The sequence below is a fragment of the Thioalkalivibrio sp. ALE11 genome (genome assembly GCF_000381205.1).
Classification (GTDB): domain Bacteria; phylum Pseudomonadota; class Gammaproteobacteria; order Ectothiorhodospirales; family Ectothiorhodospiraceae; genus Thioalkalivibrio.
The window spans coordinates 1-22,768 of record NZ_KB906172.1 but is presented as its reverse complement, the minus strand read 5'-3'; the positions used below and the strand labels follow the sequence as shown (position 1 = coordinate 22,768).

The 22,768-nt window shown below is 69.5% G+C and carries 20 protein-coding genes; 12 read left to right on the top strand and 8 right to left on the bottom strand.

Translation table 11 applies throughout. The features are described from left to right. Nucleotides 1-33: 33 nt before the first annotated feature. From F620_RS0110225 to F620_RS0110215, 3 genes are all read right to left on the bottom strand, one after another. Nucleotides 34-792, bottom strand: a complete 759-nt coding sequence (locus F620_RS0110225) for a molybdopterin-binding protein (protein WP_019570474.1) — start codon at nucleotides 790-792, stop codon at nucleotides 34-36. Between the two features lie 48 nt (nucleotides 793-840). Beyond that, nucleotides 841-1,935 (bottom strand): ferrochelatase, encoded by a 1,095-nt coding sequence (gene hemH, locus F620_RS0110220; RefSeq protein ID WP_019570473.1) that lies wholly within the window; start codon nucleotides 1,933-1,935, stop codon nucleotides 841-843. Between the two features lie 72 nt (nucleotides 1,936-2,007). Continuing rightward, a complete protein-coding gene (locus F620_RS0110215) occupies nucleotides 2,008-2,604 on the bottom strand; it encodes an HNH endonuclease (protein WP_019021709.1) in 597 nt (198 codons plus the stop codon). A 349-nt stretch (nucleotides 2,605-2,953) separates the two neighbouring features. Here F620_RS0110215 and F620_RS0110210 point away from each other — a divergent pair, with 349 nt between their 5' ends. The 8 genes from F620_RS0110210 to F620_RS0110175 all read left to right on the top strand — a co-directional run bounded on the left by F620_RS0110210 (nucleotide 2,954) and on the right by F620_RS0110175 (nucleotide 16,103). Beyond that, nucleotides 2,954-4,084, top strand: coding sequence for a Re/Si-specific NAD(P)(+) transhydrogenase subunit alpha (locus F620_RS0110210; protein WP_019570472.1), 1,131 nt, complete (start codon nucleotides 2,954-2,956; stop codon nucleotides 4,082-4,084). Next, entirely contained in the window at nucleotides 4,081-4,389 is a 309-nt protein-coding gene (locus tag F620_RS0110205; protein ID WP_019570471.1) for a proton-translocating transhydrogenase family protein, read from the top strand. The genes F620_RS0110210 and F620_RS0110205 overlap by 4 nt, the downstream gene beginning before the upstream one ends. Beyond that, nucleotides 4,386-5,774 (top strand): NAD(P)(+) transhydrogenase (Re/Si-specific) subunit beta, encoded by a 1,389-nt coding sequence (locus F620_RS0110200; protein WP_019570470.1) that lies wholly within the window; start codon nucleotides 4,386-4,388, stop codon nucleotides 5,772-5,774. Before F620_RS0110205 ends, F620_RS0110200 begins: the two co-directional genes overlap by 4 nt. A gap of 395 nt (nucleotides 5,775-6,169) precedes the next feature. After that, nucleotides 6,170-8,404, top strand: coding sequence for a primosomal protein N' (locus tag F620_RS0110195; RefSeq protein ID WP_019570469.1), 2,235 nt, complete (start codon nucleotides 6,170-6,172; stop codon nucleotides 8,402-8,404). Between the two features lie 94 nt (nucleotides 8,405-8,498). Further along, nucleotides 8,499-10,262 carry an arginine--tRNA ligase gene (gene argS, locus F620_RS0110190; protein WP_019570468.1) on the top strand — a complete coding sequence of 588 codons (1,764 nt, stop codon included), beginning with the start codon at nucleotides 8,499-8,501 and terminating at the stop codon, nucleotides 10,260-10,262. Nucleotides 10,263-10,266: 4 nt separating this feature from the next. Further along, nucleotides 10,267-10,869, top strand: a complete 603-nt coding sequence (locus tag F620_RS0110185; RefSeq protein WP_019570467.1) for an SPOR domain-containing protein — start codon at nucleotides 10,267-10,269, stop codon at nucleotides 10,867-10,869. A gap of 2 nt (nucleotides 10,870-10,871) precedes the next feature. After that, the gene (hrpA, locus tag F620_RS0110180) at nucleotides 10,872-14,828 is read left to right on the top strand and encodes an ATP-dependent RNA helicase HrpA (protein WP_019570466.1); all 3,957 of its coding nucleotides are present in this window, start codon (nucleotides 10,872-10,874) and stop codon (nucleotides 14,826-14,828) included. A gap of 18 nt (nucleotides 14,829-14,846) precedes the next feature. Next, the gene (locus F620_RS0110175) at nucleotides 14,847-16,103 is read left to right on the top strand and encodes an FAD-dependent oxidoreductase (RefSeq protein WP_019570465.1); all 1,257 of its coding nucleotides are present in this window, start codon (nucleotides 14,847-14,849) and stop codon (nucleotides 16,101-16,103) included. 18 nt (nucleotides 16,104-16,121) lie between these two features. Here the strand turns inward: F620_RS0110175 and F620_RS0110170 are convergent, their stop codons facing one another. From F620_RS0110170 to F620_RS0110160, 3 genes are read right to left on the bottom strand one after another with little or no spacing between them, the layout of a single operon-like run. Next, complete coding sequence (locus F620_RS0110170) at nucleotides 16,122-17,474, bottom strand: ATP-binding protein (protein ID WP_019570464.1); 1,353 nt, start codon at nucleotides 17,472-17,474, stop codon at nucleotides 16,122-16,124. Between the two features lie 21 nt (nucleotides 17,475-17,495). After that, nucleotides 17,496-18,197 (bottom strand): response regulator transcription factor, encoded by a 702-nt coding sequence (locus F620_RS0110165; protein ID WP_018869253.1) that lies wholly within the window; start codon nucleotides 18,195-18,197, stop codon nucleotides 17,496-17,498. Continuing rightward, the gene (locus F620_RS0110160) at nucleotides 18,194-18,460 is read right to left on the bottom strand and encodes a hypothetical protein (protein ID WP_019570463.1); all 267 of its coding nucleotides are present in this window, start codon (nucleotides 18,458-18,460) and stop codon (nucleotides 18,194-18,196) included. Before F620_RS0110160 ends, F620_RS0110165 begins: the two co-directional genes overlap by 4 nt. Nucleotides 18,461-18,591: 131 nt before the next feature. On the opposite strand from F620_RS0110160, the gene F620_RS0110155 reads away from it, so the two are divergent. Next, the gene (locus F620_RS0110155; RefSeq protein ID WP_019570462.1) at nucleotides 18,592-18,927 is read left to right on the top strand and encodes a DUF2288 domain-containing protein; all 336 of its coding nucleotides are present in this window, start codon (nucleotides 18,592-18,594) and stop codon (nucleotides 18,925-18,927) included. A gap of 161 nt (nucleotides 18,928-19,088) precedes the next feature. Here F620_RS0110155 and F620_RS0110150 read toward each other — a convergent pair whose 3' ends face one another. After that, nucleotides 19,089-19,424 (bottom strand): PilZ domain-containing protein, encoded by a 336-nt coding sequence (locus F620_RS0110150; protein WP_026331412.1) that lies wholly within the window; start codon nucleotides 19,422-19,424, stop codon nucleotides 19,089-19,091. 230 nt (nucleotides 19,425-19,654) lie between these two features. Here F620_RS0110150 and F620_RS0110145 point away from each other — a divergent pair, with 230 nt between their 5' ends. Together F620_RS0110145 and F620_RS0110140 are read left to right on the top strand one after the other, a co-directional pair. Continuing rightward, nucleotides 19,655-19,966 (top strand): c-type cytochrome, encoded by a 312-nt coding sequence (locus tag F620_RS0110145; protein WP_018869249.1) that lies wholly within the window; start codon nucleotides 19,655-19,657, stop codon nucleotides 19,964-19,966. A gap of 32 nt (nucleotides 19,967-19,998) precedes the next feature. After that, the gene (locus F620_RS0110140; RefSeq protein WP_019570460.1) at nucleotides 19,999-21,294 is read left to right on the top strand and encodes an NAD(P)/FAD-dependent oxidoreductase; all 1,296 of its coding nucleotides are present in this window, start codon (nucleotides 19,999-20,001) and stop codon (nucleotides 21,292-21,294) included. A 99-nt stretch (nucleotides 21,295-21,393) separates the two neighbouring features. Here the strand turns inward: F620_RS0110140 and F620_RS0110135 are convergent, their stop codons facing one another. Then, a complete protein-coding gene (locus tag F620_RS0110135) occupies nucleotides 21,394-21,594 on the bottom strand; it encodes a YdcH family protein (protein WP_018869247.1) in 201 nt (66 codons plus the stop codon). 94 nt (nucleotides 21,595-21,688) lie between these two features. On the opposite strand from F620_RS0110135, the gene F620_RS0110130 reads away from it, so the two are divergent. Then, the gene (locus F620_RS0110130; RefSeq protein WP_019570459.1) at nucleotides 21,689-22,459 is read left to right on the top strand and encodes a carboxylesterase; all 771 of its coding nucleotides are present in this window, start codon (nucleotides 21,689-21,691) and stop codon (nucleotides 22,457-22,459) included. Nucleotides 22,460-22,768: the final 309 nt, after the last annotated feature.

Genomic DNA, 22,768 nt, shown 5'->3' with positions numbered 1-22,768 from the left:
CGCAGCGGGTATCCTCCGGAATATACCCCGTTCTCAATGCTCGAGGAAGCCGCCGTCCACCAGATGGCGCCGCAGGGCAGCGCGGGCCTCGGTCACGCGCGGCGCGGGCCCCCGCAGCCCCAGCTCCACCTGCGGGGCCCCGTCGCGCATGCGCGGCAGGCAGGAGATGCGCAGGTCGGGGAAGGCCGCTTCCATGGCCTCCAGCACCGGGACCAGGCGGCTCTCGGTCACGCCCTCCAGCGTCAGGCCCTCCTCCACCGCGCCGGCGGAGGCATCGCGACCCGGGAAGCGCTGGTCCAGGACCCAGCGGATCATCGGCTCGGCCATGTCGGGGAAACCGGGCACGCAGTGATGGCGGGCGCAGGAGAAGCCCGGGATGCCGTTGACCGGGTTGGGGATCAGTTCGGCCCCTTCCGGCAGGTCGGCCATGCGCACGCGATGCGGCCGGGCCTCGGCGCCGAAGCGCCGCTCCAGCAGCTCGATGAATTCGGGATGGGGCCGCAGCGACAGACCCAGGGCCTCGGCCAGACAGGCGCGGGTGCGGTCATCGGGCGTGGCCCCAATGCCACCGAAGCTGAACACCTCGGCATCGGTGTCCGCGGTCTCGCGGAAGGTCCGCACGAGGCGCGCAGGATCATCCCCGACGATGCGCAGCCACGCCAGCTCCAGGCCCTTTTCCGCCAGCGCGGCGGTCAGATTGGCCTGGTGGCGGTCGCGCCGCTTCCCGCTGAGGATCTCGTCGCCGATGATGACCGCGCCGATCTCGATGTTGCGTCCGTCGTGGGGCTCCATCCCGCCCTGCTCTCCCCTGCTGTCACGCCGGTGGCGGCACCGGTCCGTTCAGTTCTCCGCACCCAGCGCCAGGGCGCGTTCGCGGGCCGCCGCCCGCTGCTCGGGGCTATTGTCCGGATCCCCCAGCCACGGCGCCAGATGCCGCCCGGCGAGTTCGGCCAGGAACTGCAGATGGTCGTCGCGATCGTTGAGCGCGGGGATGTAATGGAAACGCTCGCCGCCGGCCTCGAGGAAGATCTCGCGGTTCTCGTCGGCGATCTCCTCCAGGGTCTCCAGGCAGTCGGCGGAAAAGCCGGGGCAGATCACGTCCACCGAACGCACGCCCTGGCCCGGGAGCGCCTCCATGGTCTTGTCGGTGTAGGGCTGCAGCCACTCCTCGCGGCCGAAGCGCGACTGGAAGGTAACCTGCCACTGGTCGTCCTCGAGCCCCAGGGCCTGCGCCAGCTTGTGCCCGGTGGCATGGCACAGGCAGTGATAGGGGTCGCCATTGAGCAGATAGCGCTTCGGCACGCCATGGAAGGACATCACCAGCCGTTCGGGCTGGCCGTGCTCCTCCCAGTGTTCGCGCACGCTGTTCGCCAGCGCCCGGATGTAGCCATCCTCGGCGTCGTAGCTGGCGACGAACTGCAGATCCGGCACCCAGCGCCAGCCCTTCAGCACCTCCGCCACGGCGTCAAAGGTCGAGCCCGTGGTTGAACCGGAATACTGCGGATACAGCGGCAGCACCACGACCCGCCGCACGCCCTGGCGCCGCAGCTCGTCCAGCCCTTCCTCGATCGACGGGTTGCCGTAACGCATGCCCAGCGCCACCGGCACGTCCTCGCCGGTCTGCTCCGCCAGGCGCGCGCGCACCCCCGCCGTCTGGCGTCGGCCGATGGCCAGCAGCGGCGAACCTTCGTCGGTCCACACGGTGGCGTATTTCGCCGCGCTGCGCCGCGGACGCACGTTGAGGATGATCCCGTTGAGGATCAGCCACCAGATCGGCCGCGGCACCTCGACCACGCGGGGATCCCACAGGAACTGCTTGAGGTAGCGCCGCAGTGCCGGGGCGGTGGGTTCATCGGGGGTGCCCAGGTTGGTGAGCAGCACGCCGGCGTCGCGCGCCTGGCCGTGGCGGTAATCCGACTCTCCGAAGTACTTCATGACGTTCCTTAATGGCTGGATCCGGCGATGCATGGGAGTCCCGGCCACCGTCAAAGGTTCGACCGGAACGCATCAGGATAGCGCGTCGCCCTCGAGACGTCCCCGCAGCGGGCTGGTCCGCGGGAAATGGGCCTGCAGGAATTCCATCTGGTCCGCCAGCACCCGGCGTCCCTTCAGGTAGATGTACTCGGCATGCGTGGGCGTGAACGGGATCGCCAGCAGCTGCATGCCGGCCTGTTCCGGTGTGCGGTCGGCCTTGTGGTTGTTGCAGCGCTTGCAGGCGGTGACCACGTTCTTCCACATGTCCTGCCCCTGCTGGCTGACCGGAGTCACATGATCGCGCGAGAGCTCGCGGGCGGGGAAATGGCGGCCGCAGTAGAGACACAGGTGGGCGTCGCGCCGGAACAGGGTGGGATTGTTGAGCGGGGGGACGTAGTTATCGCCCTGGCGGGCGCGGGTACCGTGGGTGGCGATGATGGAGTTGACCTCCACCGAGGACTGACGGCCGGAACGCGCGTTGATGCCGCCGCGCACGCGATAAAGCGGTCGGCCGCAGGCGTAGGCCACCTGCTCGCAGTAATAAAGCCGCACGGCCTGTTCCAGGCCGATCCACTCCAGCGGCATCCCGGAGGCATCCGTGCGCAGGACCTGATGCTCGGTCGGTAACATGACCTCGCCCACCCTCAAGGAAACACGGATTTCCTCACGCGGCTCACGGTTCCGGCGACCCCCGCGCCCGTGAACAAACCGGTGCTTCCTCGGCACGTATTCGCACAATAAACGGCGTCGGCGCGCAATACAATTTCATCCACATGAATCGTCCCGTCGCCATACTCCGGCCCGGACTCCGGTTTATGCGGGACGGCGATTCCGCTACACTCACGGGCTCGTTTTTCGCTGCGGGGCGCTTTCGGCCCCGCGGCATCCGGTTTTTCCACCACCCGCGAGCGCGGTCGTGCCTCCCTTTGCCATTGGGGCCATCGGGATTGCGGGAACGCACGGCCCGGGGAGAAAGCGCATGGCAATCAGACTAACCGTACCCAAGGAGAGTGCCAGCGGCGAACGCCGTGTCGCACTGGATCCGCTGGTCACCGGCAAATTCGGCCAGCTGGGCGTAACCGTTCAGGTCGAGAAGGGCGCCGGCGAAGCCGCCGGTTTCCCCGATTCGGCCTACGAGGGCGCCTCCCTGCTGGACACCGAGGCCGCCTATTCACAGTCGGACATCATGGTCCGCGTGGCGCCGCCCACGGTCGAAGAGGTCAACCAGCTGCCGGAAGGCTCCACGCTGGTGGGCCTGTTCCACGCCCATCGTCATCCCGAGGTCGTCCGGGCCATGCAGGAGCGGCGCATCCAGAGCTTCGCGATGGAGCTGATTCCGCGCATCTCGCGCGCGCAGAGCATGGACGCGCTGTCCTCACAGGCGGCCGTGGTCGGTTACAAGGGCGCCATCCAGGGCGCCGACCTGGCCTGCCGGTTCTTCCCGATGCTGACCACCGCGGCCGGCACCATCCGCCCGGCCAAGGTGATCGTGATCGGCGCCGGCGTGGCCGGGCTGCAGGCCATCGCCACGGCCAAGCGCCTGGGCGCGATCGTCGAGGCCTACGACGTGCGCTCGGCGACCAAGGAGCAGGTGGAATCACTGGGCGCGAAGTTCCTCGACCTGGGCGTATCCGCCGAGGGCGAGGGCGGCTACGCCCGCGAACTGACCGCCGAGGAAAAGAAGCAGCAGCAGGATGCGCTGGGCGAATTCATCGCGCAGGCCGACGTGCTGATCACCACCGCGGCGATCCCGGGGCGCGAGTCCCCGAAACTGGTGCCCGAAGACATGGTCAAGGGCATGAAATCCGGCGCGGTGATCGTCGACCTGGCCTCCGAGGGCGGTGGCAACTGCGTGCTGACGCAGCCGGGCGAGACCGTCACCCAGCACGGCGTGATCATCCACGGCCCGCTCAACGTGCCGTCGCAGGTTCCGCTGCATGCCTCCGAGATGTATGCCAAGAACCTGCTGAATTTCCTGACCCCGATGCTTCCCGAGGGCGAATTCCAGCCCGACTGGGAAGACGAGGTCATCGCCCAGAGCGTGCTCACGCGTGACGGCGAGATCGTGCATGCCGCCACCCGTGATGCCATCCAGGGAGCTTCCTCATGATCGAGATCTCAGGTTTCGTAGCGCTGTATATCTTCATGCTCGCGGCCTTCACGGGCTTCGAGGTGATCTCCAAGGTGCCGGTCATCCTGCATACCCCGCTGATGTCCGGTTCCAACTTCGTCCACGGGATCGTCCTGGTCGGGACCATGGTCGCGCTGGGCCACGCCCAGACGCCGCTGGAGCAGGCGATCGGCTTTGTCGCCGTCATCCTCGCCGCAGGTAACGCCGCCGGCGGCTACGTGGTCACCGAACGCATGCTGGAGATGTTCAAGTCCAGCAAGGACGACAAGGGAGACAAGGCATGAGTCTGATCATCAACCTCGCCTACTTTGTGGCGGCGGTGCTGTTCATCGTCGGCCTCAAGCAGATGTCGTCGCCGACCACCGCGCGGCCCGGCATCATCTGGGCCGGCGTCGGCATGGTACTGGCCACCGTCGTGACCTTCGCGCATCCGGAGATCTCCGGCGGCGTGAACTACACCCTGATCGTTCTGGGTATCGCCATCGGCGGTGCGCTGGCCTGGTGGAGCGGCAAGAAGGTCCAGATGACCGACATGCCGCAGATGATCGCGCTGTACAACGGCATGGGCGGCGGCGCCGCGGCCGGCATCGGTGCGATCTACCTGCTGCAGGCCACGCCCGAGACGGTGACCACCACGGGTATGGCCATCGCGGTGATCGGCTCGGTCATCGGTTCGGTGGCGTTCTCCGGCTCGCTGGTGGCCTACGCCAAGCTGCAGGGCCTGATGAAGAAGACCCTGAACTTCCCCGGGCAGCAGGTACTGAACCTGGCAATCATCGCCCTGGTGGTCATCCTCGGCTTCGTGATGGCGCTGGGTGACGGCACGATCGGCGGCGGCACGCTGCTGGCATTCTTCATCCTGTCGCTGGCCTTCGGGGTGCTGATGACCCTGCCGATCGGCGGCGCCGACATGCCGGTGGTCATCTCGCTGTACAACGCCCTGACCGGCCTGGCCGTCGGCTTCAAGGGCATCGTGCTGGACAACCCGGCCCTGATGATCGCGGGTATCGTGGTCGGTGCCGCCGGCTCGCTGCTGACGCAGCTGATGGCCCAGGCCATGAACCGGCCGCTGAAGAACATCCTGTTCAGCCAGTTCGGTGGCGGCTCCAGTGCCGCGGAAGAGGAGATCGAAGGCACGATGAAGGAGATCCAGGCCAACGACGCCGGGATCATGATGGCCTACTCCAGCAAGGTGATCATCGTGCCCGGCTACGGCATGGCCGTCGCCCAGGCCCAGCACAAGATCTGGGAGCTGACCGAGCTGCTGCAGAAGCGCGGCGTGGACGTGAAGTTCGCGATCCACCCGGTGGCCGGCCGCATGCCCGGGCACATGAACGTGCTGCTGGCCGAGGCCGGCGTGCCGTACGACATCATCTACGACCTCGACGAGATCAACGACGAGTTCAAGACCGCCGATGTCGCGATGGTGATCGGGGCGAACGACGTGGTGAATCCGGTCGCCCGGACCAACCCCGATTCGCCGATCTACGGCATGCCGATCCTCAACGCCGACGAGGCGCAGAACGTTATCTGCGTCAAGCGCGGCCGCGGTTCCGGTTTCTCCGGCATCGAGAACCACCTTTTCTATGCCGAGAACAACCGCATGCTGTACGGCGACGGCCAGAAGGTCGCCGCGGAGCTGGTGGCCAGCGTCAAGGCGCTCGGCTGAAGCCCGCGGCCGGAGGGCGGCATCGCCGCCCCTCCGGGACGCCCCGGACGGACCCGGAGACCCGGCCCCTGTGGCCGGGTTTTTTTGTGCCCGCGCGCCGTGCGCGGCCCGCAACTTGTACACAACCCCTACAGGTCCCGCGCTCGCCCGGCGACCAGGGCGCACTTGCAGCAACGTGCGCTCAAACGGGCTTACATAATCTCAATATGTCTTTGTTTTTTCAGTTTTTCTTAGAAAGATGGTCATTCCGTAACCAATCTGTCATCGTCCGCGACAGTACAAGGGTTTAGGAAGTTTCCCACCGCTTCTTCCACAGAGTTATCCACAGGTTCTGTGGAAAACCTCGCCCCACCCACGGACTCGGGAGGCGTGGCCACGTCGCGTACACTGACCCCATGCCCGACACCCCCTCATCCACACCGTCCATCGTCCGGGTCGCCATCGACCGCCCGCTGGACCGCCTGTTCGACTATCGCACGCCGCCGGATCGCGACGTGCGGCCCGGCATGCGCGTGCGGGTCCCGTTCGGCCCCACCCGCCTGACCGGGGTGGTGATCGAAACGGGGGTCACCAGCGAGATGGAACCCGAGCGCCTGCGTGCGATCACCGAAGTGCTGGACGCCACCCCGATCCTCCCCGACTCGCTGCGTGAACTGCTCGGCTTCGGTGGCCGGTACTACCACCACCCGATCGGCGAGGTGGTGCTGGGGGCCCTGCCACCCGCCCTGCGTCGCGGCCGGCCACTCCCGCAAGCCGCCACGCCCGAACCGCTGTGGGCGGTAACCGAGCAGGGACACCGCGCCCTGGCCGACGGCGCCGTGCGCGGCGAACGCCAGCGCGCCATCCTCGCGGCGCTGGCCGACCCCGACAGCGCCCCCGGTGGTCGCCTCGATCGTCCGACCCTGGCCGGCATCGTCGGCCGCCGACCCGCCCCGCGCGAGCTGGAACGCCTCGCCGAACGCGGCTGGCTGGAGTGCCGCGCCCCGGAACACCCGACGGATGCCCCGCCGGGGGCCGATAGCGCGGCAGGGCGCCCCCTGACCCCCGAACAGCAGGCCGCGGTGGACGCGCTCACCCCCGGCGAAGCCCGACCCCTGCTGCTGGAGGGCGTGACCGGCTCCGGCAAGACCGAGGTCTACCTGCGCATGGCGGAACGGGTCGTCGCGCGTGGCGAGCAGGTGCTGGTGCTGATCCCCGAAATCGCCCTGACCCCGCAGCTGGCAGCCCGTATCCAGGCGCGTTTCCCCGGCCGGGTCGCGCTGCTGCACTCCGGCCTGGCCGAGGGCGAACGGCTGCGGGCCTGGGCCAGCGCGGCCCGCGGCGAAGCGCGGGTGGTGGTCGGCACCCGTTCGGCGCTGTTCACGCCGCTGCCCGAACCCGGCCTGATCGTGGTCGACGAGGAGCACGACGCCGCGTTCAAACAGCAGGACGGCTTTCGCTACAACGCCCGCGACCTCGCGATCAAGCGCGGCCAGCTGGAGGCCATCCCGGTGGTGCTGGGCTCGGCCACGCCGACCCTGGAGACCCTGCAGGCCGCGCGCCAGGGCCGCTACACCCACTGCCCGCTGCGCACCCGCCCCGACGGCACGGCCCCGCCGCGGATCGAGGCCGTGGACACCCGGGTCCACACCCCCGACGAGGGGCTGACCTCGCCGCTGCTGGACGCCATGCAGGCCACCCTCGCCGGCGGTCAGCAATGCTTCGTCCTGCTCAACCGGCGGGGCTATGCCCGCACGCTCGCCTGCGATCACTGCGGCTGGGTGGCCGACTGCCGCCACTGCGATGCCCGCCTCACCGTGCACGCCGGCAACCCGCGGGCGGTCTGTCACCTGTGCGGGCACCACGAACCGGTCCCCGACCGCTGCCCGGACTGCGGGGCCGAACTGGCCCGCCGGGGGCTGGGCACCCAGCGCCTGGAACAGGCCCTGGCGCGGCACTTCCCGCAGACCCCGCTGATCCGGCTGGACCGCGACAGCATCCGCCACAAGGGCGCGCTGGAGGAGGCCCTGGAGCGCATCCGCTCGCTGGACGCGGCGATCGTGGTCGGCACCCAGATGCTGGCCAAGGGCCACGACTTCCCGCGCGTGGGACTGGTGGGCGTGGTGGACGTCGACCAGGGACTGTACTCGGTGGACCTGCGCGCCGCCGAACACACCCTGCAGCTGATCGTGCAGGCCGCCGGGCGCGCCGGACGCGGCGAAGCCGGCGGACGGGTGCTCCTGCAGACCGGGCACCCGGAGCATCCTCTGATCCGCGGTCTGGACGCCGCGGACTACACCGCAATGGTGCGCCCCCTGCTGGACGAACGCGCGGAGAGCGGCTTCCCGCCCTTCGGTCATCTGGCCCTGGTGCGGGTGGAGGCCGAGGACGCGAACACCGCGGAAAACCGCGCCGGCGAGGTGGCCGCGCCCCTGCGCCGCGCGGCCGCGTCCGGCGTGCGCGTCCTGGGTCCTGCCCCGGCCCCGCGCCACCGCGTGAACCGGCGCTACCGCGAGCAGATCCTGGTGCAGTCCGGCGACCGCCGTGCCCTGCACGCGACCCTGCATCAGGCGCGCCGGGCCTGGGAGGGGCTGACCCTGCCGCGCGAGGTGCGCATCGCGCTCGACGTGGATCCGGTCAGCCTCGCCTGAAGCCGTCCTATTCGCCTGCAAGCAGGCGAACAGGGCGGCATCCCGGGGCCCGAAAGGTTAGAATGCGCGTTTTGCCAGCACGGACCCGCGACCCTTGAAAGACACCCTGACCCAGGCCCTGGAAACCGCCCTCGCAACCCTCGTCGCCGACGGCCGCGTGCCCGCCGATCATGGCGTGTCGGTGGAGGTCAGCCGCGCGCGCGACCGCGAGCACGGCGACTTCGCCAGCAACCTCGCCATGCAGCTGGCCAAACCCGCGCGCAGCAAGCCGCGCGACCTGGCCGAGGCCCTGACCGCCGCAATGCCCGAGGTCCCCGGCCTGGCCAGCACCGAGATCGCCGGTCCCGGCTTCATCAACTTCCGCCTGGCGGCCGATGCGCGCACGCAGGTGCTGGAGCACATCGCGGGACGGGCCGGCGATTTCGGCCGCTCGAACGCCGGCGGCGGACGCCCGGTGCAGGTGGAATTCGTCTCCGCCAACCCCACCGGGCCGCTGCACGTGGGGCATGGCCGCGGGGCGGCGTTCGGCGCGACGGTCGCCGACCTGCTGGACTTCTCCGGCTACGACGTCACCCGCGAGTACTACGTCAACGACGCCGGGCGGCAGATGAACATCCTCGCGGTCAGCGTGTGGATGCGCTATCTGGAGCGCCACGGCGTGGAACTCCCGTTCCCGGCCAACGGCTACCGGGGCGACTACATCTACCCCGTCGCCGATACCCTGACCCGGCACATCGGCGATCGCGGCGTGCATCCGGCCGCGGACGTCACCCGTGACCTGCCGCCCGACGAACCCGACGGCGGCGACAAGGAGACCTACATCGACGCGCTGGTGACGCGCGCGCGGGACCTTCTGGGCGAGGCGCTGTGGGACGAGTTCTTCGAGGGCGGCCTGAACGCCATCCTCGAGGACATCCGCGACGACCTGCGCGAGTTCGGGGTGGAATACCAGTGCTGGTTCTCCGAACGCAGCCTGGCCGACTCCGGCGCGATCGACGCGGCGGTGGAGGACCTGCAGGCGCGCGGCGCGCTGTATGAACAGGACGGCGCGCTGTGGTTTCGCTCCAGCGACTTTGGTGACGACAAGGACCGCGTGGTGCGCCGCGAGAACGGCGACTACACCTACTTCGCCTCCGATATCGCCTACCACCGCGAGAAGTTCCAGCGCGGCTTCGACCGGGTGATCAACATCTGGGGCGCCGACCACCACGGCTACGTCCCGCGCGTGCGCGCCGCCCTGCAGGCCCTGGGCCTGGAGGCCGACCGCCTGGACGTGCTGCTGGTGCAGTTCGCGATCCTCTACCGCGGGGGCGAACGCCTGCCGATGTCCACCCGCGCCGGGCAGTTCGTGACCCTGCGCGAGCTGCGCGACGAAGTCGGATCGGATGCAGCTCGCTTCTTCTACGTGCAGCGCCGCTGCGACCAGCACCTGGACTTCGACCTCGACCTGGCCAAGTCGCAGTCGAACGACAACCCGATGTACTACATCCAGTACGCCCACGCACGCATCGCCAGCGTGCTGCGCACCGCGGGCGAACGCGGCCACCAGCCCGCGGCGGCACAGGCCGACGGCCTCGCCGAACGGCTCGTCGAGCCGCACGAGGACGAGCTGCTGGACCGCCTGGACCGCTTCCCCGAGGTGGTCGCGGCCGCCGCGCAGGCCTGCGAGCCGCACCAGATCGCCCAGTACCTGCGCGAACTGGCCGGCGGCTTCCACACCTATTACAACGCCGTGCCGTTCCTCAACGCCGGAGACGACGAGCTGATCCGGGCCCGCCTGGCGCTGGTGACCGGCATCAAGCAGGTGCTGGGCAACGGCCTGCGCCTGCTGGGCGTGCACGCCCCGGAGCAGATGTAACCCCATGGCCCAGGCCCGCAAGGTACGCCGCAAGCCGGCACAAAAGAAAGAACGCGGTCCGCTGCCCGGCTGGATCTGGCTGCTGGCCGGCCTGCTGATCGGGCTGGGCGTGGCCGCAGTGCTGTACCTCCAGGGGGCGGATCGCCCCGACAGCCTGAGCGACTGGCTGAGCGAACGCGATCGCCCCGCGGCCGAACCGCGCCCGGAACCCGTGCCCGACCCCGCTTCCGAACCCGAGCCCGAGCGCGAGGAACCGCGCTTTCGCTATTACGAACTCCTGCCCGAAGACGAAGTCACGGTGCCCGATGCGCCCGCCCGCGACGATGCGGATACCGACGCCCCGCCCGCGCCGCTGGATACACCGGATGCCGACGGGCCGGTGGTGCTGCAGACCGGCTCGTTCCGGCGCGCGGAGCAGGCCGACGAGATGCGCGCCCGGCTGACCCTGCTGGGCCTTTCCCCCGAGGTCCGCGAAGCCGAGATCGACGGCGACACCTGGTACCGCGTGTACCTCGGGCCGTACAACGATCCCGAGCGCACCCGCGAAGTCCTCGAGCGGCTGCGCTCGGAAGGCATCGAGGCCCTGCGCCTGCGCGACCGGGGCTGACCATGGAGACCGGGGAGAGCGCCGCGCCGGATCTCGACGCGCTGTCCGCCGAAGTCGACGGTCTCCAGCGCATTGCCGAACGGCGCGACCTGCTGGACCTGCTCCGCCGCGCGCGACGCCGGCGCGACCGTGGCCAGGCGTTCGACCGCCTGGCCCGCAACCTGCAGCAGCGCCTCGCGACCGAACAGCAACGCGAGGCCGCGGCCGAGGCGCGTCGGCCGCAGCCCGTATATACCGGGGATCTCCCGGTGCACGCGGAACGCGAGCGGATCATCGAGGCGATCCGCACCCACTCCGTGATCGTGCTCTCCGGCGAGACCGGTTCCGGCAAGACCACCCAGCTGCCCAAGCTGTGCCTGGAGGCCGGGCGCGGTCGCGGCGGCCTGATCGGCCACACCCAGCCGCGGCGCATCGCCGCGCGCTCGGTGGCCGCGCGCATCGCGGAGGAGCTGGGCACCCCGCTGGGCGAGGAGTCCGGCGCCGCGGTGGGCTGCAAGGTCCGCTTCTCCGACCGCACCGGGCCGGACAACTTCGTCCGCCTGATGACCGACGGCATGCTGCTGGCCGAGATGGCCCACGACCCCGAGCTGCTGGCCTACGACACCGTCATCGTCGACGAGGCCCACGAGCGCAGCCTCAACATCGATTTCCTGATGGGGGTCCTGCAGCGCCTGGTGCGCAAGCGCCCGGAACTGCGGGTGATCATCACCTCGGCCACCCTGGACCCGGAACGCCTGTCGCGCTTCTTCGACGACGCCCCGATGATCGACGTGCCCGGGCGCACCTACCCGGTGGAGCTGCGCTACCGCCCGCTGGAACCGGACACCGCGGACGCGGGCGAAGACGGTGACGACGGCGAACGCGACCTGTTCACCGGCATCCGCGACGCGGTGCGCGAATGCCGCCGCGCCGGCCCCGGCGACATCCTGGTGTTCCTGCCGGGCGAACGCGAGATCCGCGATGCCCACCGTGCCCTGCGCGGCGAGGAATCCGCGCCCGACACCGAGGTCCTGCCGCTGTACGCCCGGCTGTCGGCGCGCGAGCAGTCGCGGGTGTTCCAGGCGCACTCGGGCCGGCGCATCGTGCTCGCCACCAACGTCGCCGAGACCGCGCTGACCGTGCCCGGCATCCGCTACGTGATCGACTCCGGGCTGGCCCGGGTGTCGCGCTATTCGTGGCGCACGCGGGTGCAGCGGTTGAGCCTCGAACCGGTATCGCAGGCCGCCTGCGACCAGCGCGCCGGCCGCTGCGGCCGCCTCGGGCCGGGGGTCTGCATCCGCCTGTTCTCCGAGGAGGACTACCAGCAGCGCCCGGCCTTCACCGACCCGGAGATCCAGCGCTCCAATCTGGCCTCGGTGATCCTGCAGATGGCCGCGCTGAAACTGGGCGACCCGCGGCGCTTCCCGTTCGTCGACCCGCCGGATTCGCGCCTGATCAAGGACGGCTACCGCCTGCTGGAGGAACTGGGGGCGGTGGATGCCGGCCATCGCCTGCAGGAGCGCGGCCGCCAGCTCTCGCGCATGCCGGTGGATCCGCGCCACGGGGCGATGCTGCTGGCCGGCGCCGAGCATGGCTGCGTGACCGAGACCGCCACCATCGCCGCGTTCCTGTCCCTGCAGGACCCGCGCGAGCGCCCCGCCGATGCGACGCAGGCGGCCGACACCGCACATGCCGAGTTCCGCGTCGAGGGCTCCGACTTCATGGGCATGCTGCGGCTGTGGCAGGCCTGGCACGATGCGCGCGAGGCCCGCGGCTCGAACGCCCTGAAGCGCTGGTGCCGCGAGCACTTCCTCAACTTCATGCGCATGCGCGAATGGCAGGAACTGCGCAGCCAGCTGCTGCGCCTGGCGCGCGACATGGAACTGCACCCGGGCCGCGCGACGGCCGAACCCGAGTCCGTGCACCGCGCCCTGCTGAGCGGGCTGGTCAGCCAGATCGGGCAGAAGACCGAACGCGGCGACTACCTCGGCGCGCGCAACCGCCGCTTCCAGATCCATCCGGGCTCGGTGCTGGCGAAGAAAAAGCCCAACTGGGTGGTCAGCGCGGAGATCGCCGAAACCACCCGGGTATATGCCCGCGAGAACGCGCGCATCGAACCCGACTGGCTGCTGGAGGTGGCCCCGCACCTGCTGCGCCATCATATCTTCGAGCCCCATTTCCAGCGCCGGAGCGGGCGCGTGGGCGCCTACGACCGCATCACCCTCTACGGCCTGGTGGTCGCGGCGAAGAAGCCGGTGGACTTCGCCCGCCACGACCCCGAGGAGGCCCGGCGGATTTTCATCCGCGAGGGGCTGGTCGGCGGCCAGCTGCGCACCCGTTCGCGCGGCGTGCGCGCCAACCGCGAGGCGGTGGCCGCGATCACCGAGGAGGAGGCCCGCGGCCGGCGCCGCGACCTGCTGGCCGAGGAGGACCGGCTGTTCGAGTTCTACGCCGCGCGCATCCCGGAGGACGTGCGTGACGGCCCGTCGTTCGAGCGCTGGGTGCGCAAACGCGAGCAGGAGGACCCCGATTGCCTGCGCATCGACCCCGCCGAGCTGCGCAACGAACCGGAAGAATCCCTGCCGCAGGGCGCCTACCCCGATCACCTCGAACTGGAGGGCCTGCGCCTGCCGCTGCATTACCGCTTCGAACCCGGGAAGGAAGACGACGGGGTGACCGTGGACGTCCCGGTGGCGGTACTCAATGCGGTGCCCGACTGGCTGGGCGACTGGCTGGTGCCGGGGCTGCTGGAGGAGCGGGTCACGGCGCTGCTGAAGAGCCTGCCCAAGAGCCTGCGGCGCCAGTTCGTGCCCGCCCCGGACTTCGCCCGCGCCGCGCTGGCCCGGCTGGAGCACCGCCAGGGCCCGCTGCTGCCGGCGCTGGCGGAAGAACTGGAGCGCATGACCGGCACCGCCATCCCGCCCGATGCCTGGCGCCCGGACACGCTCGAACCGCATCTGATCCTGCGCTTTCGCATCCTCGACCCGGACGGGAACGAGCTGACCGCCGGGCGCGATCTGCCGGCGCTCAAGGCCGAACTCGGCGGCACCGCGGAGGCCACCTTCGACCCCGGCCCGACGAGCGGCCCCCAGCGCGAGGGCATCACCGAATGGGACTTCGGCGCATTGCCGGAGAGCGTGGAACAGGAACACCAAGGCGCCCGCATGCGCGCCTTCCCGGTGCTGGTGGACCGCGGTGACTGCGTGTCGCTGGAACTGGAACCCGACCCCGCCGCGGCCGAACGCCGCCATCGCGCCGGGCTGCGTCGGCTGTTCCTGCTGGCCCTGCGTCCGGCGGTGCGCGATCTCAAACGCCAGCTGCCGGACATGGACCGCGCCAGCCTGCACTACGCCACGCTGGGACAAGGCCGGGGTGAGGGCATCGCCCTGCGCGACCAGGTACTGGAGGCGGCGGCCGACCGGGTGTTCCTCGCCGACGCCCCGGAACAATGGCCGCGCGATGCCGAGGCCTTCGCCGAGCGTCTGGAAGCCGGGCGCAGCGAACTGGGCCCGACCGCCACCCAACTGGCCCGCCTGGCGGCCGACATCCTCGCCCGCTGGCACGACCTGCGCAGCCGGCTGCACGGTGATCTGCCGCTGTCCTGGATCGAGGCGGCGCGCGACATCCGTGACCAGCTCGACGCCCTGGTCCCGCCGGATTTCCTGCTGAGCACCCCGCCCGACGTGCTGCCCGAGTTCCCGCGCTACCTGCAGGCCATCGACCGGCGCCTGGAGCGCCTGACCCGGGCCCCGGACAAGGACCGCGCCGGCCGGGTGGCGGTGGAGCCGCTGTGGCAGAAGGCCCGCGACCTGCTGGAACGTCGCCCGGATGACCCCGATGTCCTCGCCTTTCGCTATCGCATCGAGGAGTTCCGCGTATCGCAGTTCGCCCAGGAACTGGGCACCCGCGAGAAGGTCTCGGCACAGCGCCTGGAACGCGAGTACGACACGCTGATCAAACGCTTTGCCGGATCTTTGTAGGCAACGGGAGGGGAGCGCATGCATGTGGTGGTCATCGGAGCCGGCGTGATGGGGGTCACCACCGCGTGGTATCTGCGCGAGGCCGGACTCGATGTCACCCTCCTGGATGCCGCGACCAAACCGGCGGCCGGCGCCAGCCATGCCAACGGCGGCATGCTGCACGCCAGCCATGCCGAGCCCTGGAACACCCCCGGCGTGGGCCTCGACCTGCTGCGCTATCTGGGGCGCGAGGACTCCCCGCTGCTGATGCGCCCGCGCGCCCTGCCGGGACTGGCCGGCTGGGGTCTGCGTTTTCTGTGGCACAGCCGGCGTTCGGCCTTCCAGCGGCACGCCCTGGTCAACGCCCGCCTGGCCGCTTTCTCCCTGCGCGAGACCCGGCGCCTGAATCGGGAACTGGCCGGCTCCGGCCTGGACTTCGACTTCCGTGAATCCGGCATCCTCAAGGTCTTCCGCGATCCGCAGAGCCAGGCCCGCAATCGGCATGCGGCCGAGGCCATGCAGGACGAGGGCGTGCGGTTCGAGGCCTGGGACACCGAGCAGGTGATCAACCGCGAACCGGCGCTGGCCGGGGTGCGCGACGAACTCTGCGGCGGGCTGTATTTCCCGGATGATGCCATCGGGGATGCGCGCCGCTTCACCACCGGACTGCTCGAGCTGGCGCGGGACCGCGGCCTGCGCTACCGGCCCGCGACACGGGTGCGGCGACTGCGCACGTTCCAGGGGCGAATCGACGCGATCGAGACCGATGAAGGACCGATTGCAGCCGATGCCTGCGTAGTCGCGAGCGGACACGAGGCCCCGGCGCTGCTGCGCCCGCTCGGGCTGCACCTGCCGGTGGCCCCGGTGAAGGGCTATTCCCTGAGCCTGACGATGGATGCCTCACGGCGACTGAACCTGCCGCTGATCGACGACGCCAACAAGGTGGTCATGACCCCGCTGGGCGATCAGCTGCGGCTGGCCGGCACCGCCGAGTTCGCCGGCACCGACGCGCGCATGGAACCCCGACGCGCAGCCAACGTGCTGGCCCAGTGCCGGCGCACGCTGACCGCGCTGCCGGCGGAGCTCGACCGCGAGACCATGGCCCCGTGGGCCGGGCTGCGCCCGATGAGCGATCGCGGTACGCCGATCCTGGGTCCCACGGCGGTACCGGGCCTGCATCTCAATACCGGCTCCGGGCACCTCGGCTGGACCTTTGCCTGCGGCGCGGCGGCGCTGGTGCGCGACGGCCTGCTGGGGCGGGCACCCGAGGCCTCGCTGGAGGACTTCCGGCTCTGAGACGGGCGCACACGGGCCTCAGTCGCCGACCGGGGCGAACACCAGCCGCAGCCGCGCGCCACCCAGCTCCGGCGCACGCTCGATCTCCAGCTGACCACCATGATCGCTGACCAGGGTGTGGATGATGCTGAGCCCCAGGCCCTGGCCCGCCGCCTGTCCGTCCGCGTCTTCGCGCGTGTCGGCCCGCTGGCCGCGTTCCAGGACCCGCTCGCGATCGGCCGGGTCGATCCCGGGCCCGTCGTCATCCACCGTCAGCACGGTTTCCCGCTCATCGCAGTGTGTGGTGATCCGCACCCGCGAGCGGGCGTGGCGCACCGCGTTGTCCAGCAGATTCCCCAGGAGTTCAAGCATCGCGCCCGAATCCATGCGCAGGGCACAGCCCTCCGCCACATCGGTCTCCAGCGACACCCCCTGGTGCTCCGCCAGCCGCCGCAGGGCGCGGCAGGTGCGCTCGATCACCGGGGCCAGCGGCTCGGGCGTCTGGAACGGCACCGGGCCCACCCGCTGGGCCTGGTTGAGCTGGTGCTGGACCATCGCCTGCAGGCGGTCGACCTGGCGCCGCAGGTCCTCGTGATCGGGGGCGTGTCCTTCCAGATTCAGGCGCAGCGAGGCGATCGGGGTCTTGAGACTGTGGGCAAGATCCGCGAGTGCGTTCTGCTGGCGCACCAGGCGCTCGCGCTCGAAGTCGATCAGGTCGTTGATGGAGCCGGTCAGCGCCCCGATCTCGCGCGGATACGGTCCCTCCAGATGCACCCGGTCACCGTGGCGCAGGGCGTCCAGCTCCGCGCGCACCCTGCGCAGCGGCCGCAGGCCCCAGAACCACAACGCCAGGATCAGGGCCACGATCAGCGACAGGGTCATGGTCAGCAGGCCCTGCCACAGACTGTAGCGGTAGCTCTCAACCTGCTCGTCGAATGCGCTGCGATCCTCCAGCATCTGGAACACCAGCGGCACCGATTCGCCATCCAGCTGCCAGCGCACCGTCATGCTGTAGGCAAAGTATTCTTCACGCGTCCAGTCATTCAGTTCGGTGGCCACCGCCGACGGCGAACGCCATACGGTATCGCCGGCAGGCCCGAGGATGCGCGCATACAACCCGCCGCCGGGCAGCTGCAGCCGGCTCTCCGGCAGCATCTGCGGCACCCGCACGTCGTCTTCCGCGAGCACCTCGACCATGCCCATCAGCAGCAGCACCTGCGCCTCCAGCCGGGTTTCGGCCGCGTCCGCGGCATTGTCGCGAAAGGCGGTTTCCAGCACCCATGCGGTCAGCACCGAGAACAGCAGCACCACCGCCACCGCCACCAGCCCCATGCGCAGGAGCAACGGCGCGCGGGCGGCGCGATCGGCCAGGGAACGCTCGGCAAGGGCCATGGAAGGGCGTGACGTAACCGTTCAGGCGTCGGCCGAAGCGGCGTCGGGCTGCAGGGCGAAGCGATAACCGCGGCCGCGCAGGGTCTCGATCACGCCCAGCCCGCCGTCCGGGTCCAGCTTGCGCCGCAGGCGCCCGATCAGCACCTCGATCACGTTGCTCTCGCGGTCGTCGTCGTGTTCGTAGAGATAGTCGGCCAGGGCGTCCTTGCTCAGCACCCGGCCGGGCTGGCGCGCCAGATGCAGCAGCAGGCGGTACTCGAAGGTGGTCAGGCTGACGCCCTCGCCGTTCAGCCACACGGCATCGGAGGCAGTGTCGATCACCAGCGGGCCAAAGCGCAGCGCCTCGTGCCCCGACTGCAGGCTGCGGCGCGCCAGCGCGCGCAGGCGCGCCACCAGCTCCTCCACGTGGAAGGGTTTGGTCAGGTAGTCGTCGGCGCCTGCCTCCAGACCCTCGACCTTGTCCTGCCAGCGGTCACGGGCGGTCAGCACCAGGATCGGCAGCCGCGGCTTGTGTTCGCGGGTCCGGCGGATCACGTCCAGGCCGTCCATCCCGGGCAGACCCAGGTCCACCACGGCAATGTCGCAGTTGTATTCGGTCAGCAGATACAGCCCGGTGTCGCCATCGGCAGCGGTGTCCACCCGGCAGCCCGATTCCTGCAGTTCTCCGGCCAGCTGGCCGCGCAGCGCCGAATCATCCTCCACCAGCACGATTCGCAGGTTCATCGCCGCACCTCCGTGCCCTGTTCGATCCGCAGCGTCCGGACCTCCTGATTCTCGGTCAGGATACGCACCACGAAGACCCGCACGCTGCCCTCGCCGTCATTTTCCCGGGCCGAAAGGATCCGCCCGGGATACAGCGCCTCCACCTGCTCGACCGCCTCGTCCAGCGTCCACACCGGGTTGCGATCCGCCCCGTCCTCGCGCGCACCGGCGCCCCCCGCCAGCAACAGGATCAGAAGGAACACCACGGGGGCAAGACGGGTCATTCGGATTCCCCACACACTGGACAACATCAACAATCTCTCCCTGACTGAGTTCGACGGACGGTTGCAGTGCCAAGGGTATCCGCCTAGCCTGAACCGCATCTGAAATCCGCATGCGACACAGCCGAGCGACCATGTCCGAACCCAGCGATCTTCCCGTCGAACCACCGGCCGACCCCGAAGCCGAAATCCCCATCGAGGAGGAGGCCGGGCCCATCCGCTGGAGCGAGCTGATGCCCCATTTCGCCCGCGGTGTCGTGATTCGCGTGGCCCCCGAACTGGACCTGATCGAGGTGGCCCGCGCCTTCCGTGACGATTCCACCCACGAGGTCAGCGCGTGGCTGGCCAGCGGCCAGGTGGCGCGCGCCTCCGACGAGGACGCCCGCCGCTGGACCGAGGCCGATCCGGTGTTCACCGCGATCGTGGCCGCACCGTGGGTGCTGGCCCAGGAGCGGACGACGGCGCATTAGGCGGGTCGGCCCTGATCGGCCGGAGGGCCGGCCTCCTACCCCCCGACCGTAGGAGGCCAGCCCTCTGGCCGATCAGGGGCCACCCCCGGCGCCGGATCGCGCAGGGGGCTGCGCTCCTACAAGCCCCCAGCCGTAGGAGGCCAGCCCCCTGGCCGATTGGGTTACCCCGCGGCCGACCCCGCGCGATCAACCCCCATCGCCTCGGGGTCGAACCTCACCGCAATGCCGTCCTCGTGCACACGCACGACCTGGGCACGGACCTTCGGTGGCTCGTCACCGTCCCCCAGCAGGCCGAACACCTGCAGCATCAGCTCGTCGTCCGACTCGAGCTCCAGCAAGCCCCTGAGGTCCGGTTTCTGCCCCTCCTCCCAGCGCAGGAAGGCCCCGCCGCCGGAGATGTCATTGGTGGTCAGGGTCACCGGCTCGCCCTCGCCCGCCGATACCACCACGTTGACCGTCATCGGTATCCGCGGATGACGTCGCCGCTCCTCGATCATGGTTCCATCCCCTTGCTGTCTTAGAAAACGCTAATCGAAAACGGTTTTTTTTTGTGCTATACCGTCGTGGCAATGATCGACCCAAGGCGAGATCATGCGCAAGGCCGGGCATGAACCCGGCCGCGCCAATGAAGAGCCCGGATCGTCACACCGGGCCGGAGGATGAAGGCAGCGCATCACGGCTGTCGCCGCTAAAACAGCAAACCTTCAAGACGGAGGAGTCCGTAACAATGAAGAAATCGCGCCTTACTTTCGCGGGGCTGGTCGGGGCCGTGGCCCTTGCCATTCCGTTCGCTCAGGCCACGGCCGGCGACGAAATCACGCGTGGACAGCTGATGGCCGACACCTGCGTGAACTGCCACAGTGCCGCGTCCGCCGAGGCCGGGGGTGCCCCGGATCTCAGTAACTATCCCTCCAGCCTCATTGTCAGCCAGATGAAGGCGTTCCGCGATGGCGAACGCCCGGCCACGGTCATGGACCGTCACGCCACCGGCTACACCGATGAGGAAATCGAGGCCCTGGCCGCCTACTTCGGCCAGTGAACGGCCCAGCACACAAGAGAGGGAGAGACATCATGCAGGAATTTTCCCGCCGTAATTTCATCAAGGTCGTCGGCGCGGGGAGCGCCGTGGCCCTGACCGGCGTCGGCTGCGCGCCGCAGAAGACGCGTGGCGCCGACAAGGCCCATGTCGTCGTGGTCGGTGGCGGCTCCGGTGGCGCCACCGCCGCGAAATACCTGAAGAAGTATTCGCCGGAACTCAACGTCACCCTGGTCGAGCCCAACGCCCGCTATTACACCTGCTATGGCAGTAACTGGGTGCTGGGCGGCATCGTCGACATGGACTTCATCGAACAGACCTACGGCGCGCTGGAAAGCCGCCACGGGGTCCGGGTCGTGCAGGATCGCGTGACCGCGGTGGACGCCGACGGCCGCAACGTCCGTCTCGCCAGTGGCGAGACCCTGCAGTACGACAAGCTGGTCATGTCCCCGGGCATCGATTTCCGCTACGACCGCACCGAGGGCATCAGCGAGGCCGACGCCGAGCGCATCCCGCACGCCTGGAAGGCCGGTGACCAGACCCGTATCCTGCGCCAGCAGCTCGAAGACATGCCCAATGGCGGCACGTTCGTGATGGTGGCCCCGCCGAACCCGTTCCGCTGCCCGCCCGGGCCGTATGAGCGCGTGTCGCTGATCGCGAACTACTTCAAGCAGGAGAAGCCCCGCTCCAAGATCATCATCCTCGACGCCAAGGACGGCTTCTCCAAGCAGGGCCTGTTCGAGGAAGGCTGGGCTCAGGAATACGGCGACATGATCGAATGGCGCCCGGCCTCGGACGGCGGCCTGGTCGAGGAGGTCGACGTGCGCAACATGACCGCGGTGACCGAGGCCGGTTTCGAGCGGGTCGAGGCCGACGTGATGAACTTCATCCCGGCCCAGCGCGCCAACCAGATCGTCCACGATGCCGGCCTGACCAACGCGGAGGGCTGGTGCCCGGTGCGTCAGGACACCTTCAGGTCCGAGCGTGACGACAACATCTACGTGCTGGGCGACGCCTCCGTGGCCGGTGCGATGCCGAAGTCGGGCCATTCCGCCAACACCCAGGGCAAGATGGTCGCCGCCGCGATCAGCCACGAACTGGCCGGCCGCGATCCGATCACCCCGACCGCGGTGAACACCTGCTACAGCCTGGTCACGCCGGACTACGGCATCAGCGTGGCGGCGGTGTACCAGTTCAAGGACGGCCAGATGGCCGGCGTGGAAGGCGCCGGCGGGGTCAGCCCGACGGGTGCATCCAGCCGCTTCCGCGAGCAGGAAGCGCAGTACACCCGCGGCTGGTACGCCGGCATTACCGCGGACATCTGGGGCTGACCGAAGCCTTTAGCCTCATCACACGAACGGGATGGACCCTGTTGACGGCGCCCTCCGGGGCGCCGTTTTTTTGCGCCCCCTCCCGCCACCGCGCCTTCCTCAGGCGTTCAGATCCGGGATCAGGCGGCTGCGCAGCCGCGCAATGGTGTCCTTGAGCTGAAGCTTGCGCTTCTTCAGCCGACGGATCTCGAGAAAATCCGGGGACGGCCCGGCGTGCATGGCGGCGATCGCCGAATCCAGCGCCCGGTGCTCCGCCTCCAGTTCCGTCAGTCGTGCCCTGATCTCGCTGTCGTATTCCACGTCCGCTCCCCGGGACCCAACGCCTCACGTATCATCCCAGACCAGCCCGGTCAGGGCCACAGGCCCGTCCACCCGTAACCCCGGAGACCGCAACATGGCCGTACGCAACACCTCGCTGTCCATCCCCACGCCGCGCGGAGTCCGGCTGAGCGGCGTCCTGGTGGAACCCGAGTGGCCGCCGCGCGGCAAGGCCTGCATCGCGCACTGCTTTGCCTGTTCCAAGGACTTCCCCGCCACCGTGCGGCTGGCCCGCTCGCTGGCCGAGGAGGGCTACGCAACCCTGCGCTTCGACTTCGCCGGACTGGGTGAGTCCGAAGGGGCGTTCGCGGACTCCACCCTCCAGACCGGCCGCGAGGACCTGGAAGCCGCGCTGGACGCCCTCGCCGCGCATCATCCGGACACGGAGCCCACCCTGCTGCTCGGCCACAGTTTCGGCGGAGCGCTGGCCATTCTCGTCGCCCCCGAACGCCCGGAGGTCGACGCCGTGGTCACCATCGCCGCCCCCAGCCGTCCCGGGCACGTGCGCCACCTGTTTCAGGATCACGCCGAAGAGATCGCGCGCGAGGGGCACGCCCGGCTGATCATAGGGGGGCGCCCGGTTACCATTGGCCGGGCGCTGCTGGAGTCCATCGAGGAGCCCACGCTGGAGACCGCTCTGGCCCGGCTCAACCGGCCGATCCTGCTGCTGCACGCCCCCGGGGATACCGTGGTCAACGTGGACCACGCCGGGCATATCTTCCGCATGGCGCAGCACCCGCGCAGCTTCGTCGCCCTCAACCGCGTAGACCACCTGCTCTCACGCCCGGAACACACCCGCTACGTCGCCGGCCTGATCCGCGCCTGGTCCGCCAACCTGACCGATTGACACCGCCCCGAATCGCGCAGAGGGCTGCGCTCCTGATATGGATTGACCTGTCAACGGTTGGCTGTAGTGTTCGATCGAGACCTCCAGTTTTCCATGCCTTCGAGGCAGGGCACGAGAAGCGGATTGCGACGGTGGATCACTCTGATATACGCGGGTTGGTTACCGACCGGACTTCACTTCGTCGCGGAGCTGCCCTTCTCTACGGGCGAGGGTCAGCCCTTCCGGGGAAGGGGTGCCTCATAGGAGCGCCAGGGGTTCTCCTCACCGGCCTCTCATGCCCTGTCCCGAAGACACGGATGCGGGGTTCAT

Excerpts from the sequence above, each read along its gene's own strand:
- F620_RS0110200 (WP_019570470.1), top strand. The coding sequence starts at position 4,386 with ATGAGTCTGATCATCAACCTCGCCTACTTTGTGGCGGCGGTGCTGTTC.
- F620_RS0110165 (WP_018869253.1), bottom strand. The coding sequence starts at position 18,197 with ATGAACCTGCGAATCGTGCTGGTGGAGGATGATTCGGCGCTGCGCGGC.
- F620_RS0110140 (WP_019570460.1), top strand. The coding sequence starts at position 19,999 with ATGCAGGAATTTTCCCGCCGTAATTTCATCAAGGTCGTCGGCGCGGGG.
- F620_RS0110210 (WP_019570472.1), top strand. The coding sequence starts at position 2,954 with ATGGCAATCAGACTAACCGTACCCAAGGAGAGTGCCAGCGGCGAACGC.
- hrpA (WP_019570466.1), top strand. The coding sequence starts at position 10,872 with ATGGAGACCGGGGAGAGCGCCGCGCCGGATCTCGACGCGCTGTCCGCC.
- F620_RS0110155 (WP_019570462.1), top strand. The coding sequence starts at position 18,592 with ATGTCCGAACCCAGCGATCTTCCCGTCGAACCACCGGCCGACCCCGAA.
- F620_RS0110215 (WP_019021709.1), bottom strand. The coding sequence starts at position 2,604 with ATGTTACCGACCGAGCATCAGGTCCTGCGCACGGATGCCTCCGGGATG.
- F620_RS0110195 (WP_019570469.1), top strand. The coding sequence starts at position 6,170 with ATGCCCGACACCCCCTCATCCACACCGTCCATCGTCCGGGTCGCCATC.
- hemH (WP_019570473.1), bottom strand. The coding sequence starts at position 1,935 with ATGAAGTACTTCGGAGAGTCGGATTACCGCCACGGCCAGGCGCGCGAC.
- F620_RS0110160 (WP_019570463.1), bottom strand. The coding sequence starts at position 18,460 with ATGACCCGTCTTGCCCCCGTGGTGTTCCTTCTGATCCTGTTGCTGGCG.
- F620_RS0110225 (WP_019570474.1), bottom strand. The coding sequence starts at position 792 with ATGGAGCCCCACGACGGACGCAACATCGAGATCGGCGCGGTCATCATC.
- F620_RS0110145 (WP_018869249.1), top strand. The coding sequence starts at position 19,655 with ATGAAGAAATCGCGCCTTACTTTCGCGGGGCTGGTCGGGGCCGTGGCC.
- F620_RS0110185 (WP_019570467.1), top strand. The coding sequence starts at position 10,267 with ATGGCCCAGGCCCGCAAGGTACGCCGCAAGCCGGCACAAAAGAAAGAA.
- F620_RS0110175 (WP_019570465.1), top strand. The coding sequence starts at position 14,847 with ATGCATGTGGTGGTCATCGGAGCCGGCGTGATGGGGGTCACCACCGCG.
- F620_RS0110150 (WP_026331412.1), bottom strand. The coding sequence starts at position 19,424 with ATGATCGAGGAGCGGCGACGTCATCCGCGGATACCGATGACGGTCAAC.
- F620_RS0110130 (WP_019570459.1), top strand. The coding sequence starts at position 21,689 with ATGGCCGTACGCAACACCTCGCTGTCCATCCCCACGCCGCGCGGAGTC.
- F620_RS0110170 (WP_019570464.1), bottom strand. The coding sequence starts at position 17,474 with ATGGCCCTTGCCGAGCGTTCCCTGGCCGATCGCGCCGCCCGCGCGCCG.
- F620_RS0110205 (WP_019570471.1), top strand. The coding sequence starts at position 4,081 with ATGATCGAGATCTCAGGTTTCGTAGCGCTGTATATCTTCATGCTCGCG.